Source organism: Candidatus Electrothrix sp. (assembly GCF_052785085.1).
The window spans coordinates 1-3315 of the sequence record NZ_JALAAI010000210.1; the positions used below are offsets into that span (position 1 = coordinate 1).

At 50.3% G+C, this 3315-nt stretch carries 3 protein-coding genes; 2 read left to right on the plus strand and 1 reads right to left on the minus strand.

Annotation, left to right across the window (positions count from 1 at the left end; genetic code table 11):
- Positions 1–198, plus strand: a 198-nt coding sequence (locus L2082_RS18940) for an HVO_A0114 family putative DNA-binding protein (RefSeq protein WP_446012171.1), incomplete at its 5' end; no start/stop codon positions are given.
- 284 nt (positions 199–482) lie between these two features.
- Here L2082_RS18940 and L2082_RS18945 read toward each other — a convergent pair.
- Entirely contained in the window at positions 483–1379 is an 897-nt protein-coding gene (locus L2082_RS18945; RefSeq protein ID WP_446011045.1) for an endonuclease, read from the minus strand.
- Between the two features lie 458 nt (positions 1380–1837).
- On the opposite strand from L2082_RS18945, the gene L2082_RS18950 reads away from it, so the two are divergent.
- Positions 1838–3315 (plus strand): hypothetical protein (locus L2082_RS18950; protein ID WP_446011044.1); only part of this gene is annotated, 1478 nt, incomplete at its 3' end.

A 3315-nucleotide genomic window follows, 5' to 3' on the forward strand; every position in this document is an offset into this window, starting at 1 on the left:
GATTTGCTCAAAATGATGACCCGTGCCGGAGCAATAACGGTACGGGAAGCGGCAAAAAGGGTGGAGAAGGACATCCAGATCGTGCAGGATGATGTGGACGCGCTGTTACAGGCGGGCATTCTCCGAAACAACAACGATGATGAGATAGAGTTTCCCTTTGATGCCGTGCATGTGGATTTTATGTTCAAGGTGGCGTAGTATAATTACACATTCCGATCTACTTATTTTCCCCATAGCTTGAGGAGGATTCCCATGACACTTACCGAGGTTATACCGCTTATTGATGCGCTTCCCCGTGCAGACAAGTTTGAACTGATGCGATTTATTTTGTCAAAGCTCTCAAAGGAAGAAGACACGGCTTCAATACCTCATGGTGCGCCTGCTGCCCAGAAAAAGGATGTCCTGCGAGCCTTGCCTTTACTCCGGTACCTGCCTGATATCTGTCAAGGCAGGCACTCTGTCAGGGTTGTACCAAGGAAACATCACAGCCCGGCCTCCCGGCACGCCTCTGTCACAACCATATTCCGGTTGCCCTGGATCTGCTCAATCAAGCGGGCACGTTCGCATTCCCAACGGTCCACCGGGTCCATCCGGTTCCAGGACTCAAAGAGCTTGACGTTCTTGCCGGAGATCACTCCGCGCTGGTAGGCCGCCTCCATGTACATATAGGTGCGGGCAATGTCGCCGAACTTGTCATCCGGCGGCTCGGCCTTCTGGTCTTCAATCTCCATATTACACTGGCCGTACTCACGGATTTCGCCCTGCAGCATGGCATAGCTGTAGTTGCTGCGATCACCGTTAACCTCACCTATGGCCGGGACCAAGTTGTACATATCCGCCTGCATCAACTTAAACTGCGGGCTGGTCTTGGATGCACATCTCCGGCCCGCATACGGCTCGCCCTTGCTGTCCAGGCAGTCTGGATGGCCGTTTCGCCATTCTGCAAAGCTCTGGCCAAAGGCCTCTGCGGGTACAATATGTTCCCATTCCAAACGATTTGCTCTGGTCTCATTCATGCGAGGCTGAAAGCCGCTTGCGCTGTGATCAAGATTGAATTTTTCATCAAAGCTGCTGCCGCAGTAGAAAGTGGTGAAGTGTCCGGCCTTGACGTAGAGTTTTTTGAGCCGTGTCTTGGAGCTGGAAAAGGAGGTAATGGTGCTGTTGCCCTCTGTGGCAGGCAGGTTGGTGATAATCGAGTTGCTTTTGCCAGTACCGGTACGTGCAGGATAAAAAATGGCGTGGAGTTCAGGGGGAATATACTCCCGCAGGAACTCCGGCGTACTGCCTTTGAAGATCATAAATCCTCCGGCAACAAGGAGGATCAGCAGGGTGGTGATAATGCTTTTTATTGGACTGGTCTTCTTTCTTCGTCTGGCCATGCAGGATTCTCCTTATTGCATTTTTTTCGGTGCCCAGATGGTGAGGGCCTGATGGACGAAGCATACAGCATGCTGCCTGATATTGACAGGATTTGCTGGGCCTGTTGCCTTGTTTTGCTGGTGTTGAGATTCTCTGAGTAATATTCTTCTGAACTTCCTTTACCGGGCGGTTTTTGCGGCAGGTTCTCGTTTCATCATAACTTTGACAAACACGCTGACTGCTGATAACATACAAAGATATTACCTTTACTTCACCGCAGGGGCTGATGGCGACGATGAGGTTGAGTTTCCCTTTGATGCCGTGCATGTGAATTTTATGCTCAAGGCTGCCTGAAGGCAGATGATTTCCGTGGGAAAACAATGCTGCTATGGTTTTCTTTTCCAACACCACACCGTTCATCGTCCTCTCGTCTCACCAGCAATCTTGGCCTGCTGCCTAAGCTTTCAAAATGGATAATATGTCGAGTATAAAAATATGGCCGGTTGAGGAAATGGTTCGTGAGGACGAATTCACCGACCGGGTGGAACTCCTGCGTGAGATGGAGCAATGGATTGTGGCAATTCAACGCATGGCTGCACCAAGCACGGCCCTGATCGCGCCCCGAAGAATCGGCAAGACAGTCTTTCTGGATCGACTGGTCAACACGTTTTTTTTCAAACCTGCGTACAAGGTGGCTCCGTTCTACTTTAAAATGACCAGAGAGAAACGGACGCTCAGAAAATTTCTTCTGGAATATGCAACCACCTTTTATCGTCAGTATCTGGCATACTGTGAGCAGGATCCAATGCTTTTTCGCAATACAACGATTGATCTGGAGCAATTACTGAACCAGAAGGCAGATTCCGCAGCTGGTCGCCTGGCTTTGGAACGTGTAGCGAGTTTTCTTGATCGCTACAACCGGGGTAATGATGAAAATGCGCTTCATCATTGGGATTCCTTTATCCGGGAGCCAGAGGAAATGGCCTCATTCACCGATACACGGGTAGCGGTCATCATTGATGAGTTCCAGGATATGCAGGTTTGTATTTACGATATGCCCGAGGAACTTATGGACAGCAAGGACAGGTCGTCAGGACAGGGCGCCATCCGGCTCGCCAACACCTATGATCGGCAGGCCCAGAGCCGCAAGGCTCCCATGCTGGTGTCTGGTTCGGCAGTGACTATGGTGTTCAAGACAGTCATGGGTGGCCCTTTAGGCGGACGGTTTGGATGTAAATATATAAAACCATTTGCTGTGCCCGATGGAGCTGCGCTTCTGCGTACCTCTCTCAAATACTATACCATGCCAGAGCTGACAATCAGTCCGGAACTGGCAATGTATGCCAGCGCTCAGGTGGGAGGGCACCCCTATTATCTCTATTGTCTGGCAGTGTCTGCGTGTGAAGGAAAGAGTTTCACGAGCGAGCAAGCTATTAACCGAGTCATCCGCTATGAGATTGAAAACGGCAAGATCTACGGTTTCTGGAGGACCCACTTCGACAACAACCGGAACCTGATCAATCAGGATGATGACACAGAGCTGGATAAAAAAATCATCTACTATTTCACCCGCTATAATAATCAGCCCGTAGATACCAAGGCCATTGCTGATAAGCTGGGGGTGGGAAAAAGGGCAGTGGCCAAGAAGATTGAAAAGCTGTATGCCGCCGATCTGGTCTATCGGAGTGCCGAGAAGTTTTACTCCTTTAATGATATCTGCCTTATGCGCTTTATTAAGTTTGTCTATGAGCAGGATCTGGAAGGGGTGGACGAGGTTGACCTGAGCCAGCAGGGGCTGATCAACACCATGAAGGAAAAATTCCTGAAAAGTAACCGTTCAGACCCCTCTCATTTTTTTTACGCAGCAAGAGGCAGAGGAGGCACATCCAGCCCCTGGCGCCGAGCCGTGATAACCTCAGCGAGATATTTCCACGGACAGGCGTTGCGCTTCCTACA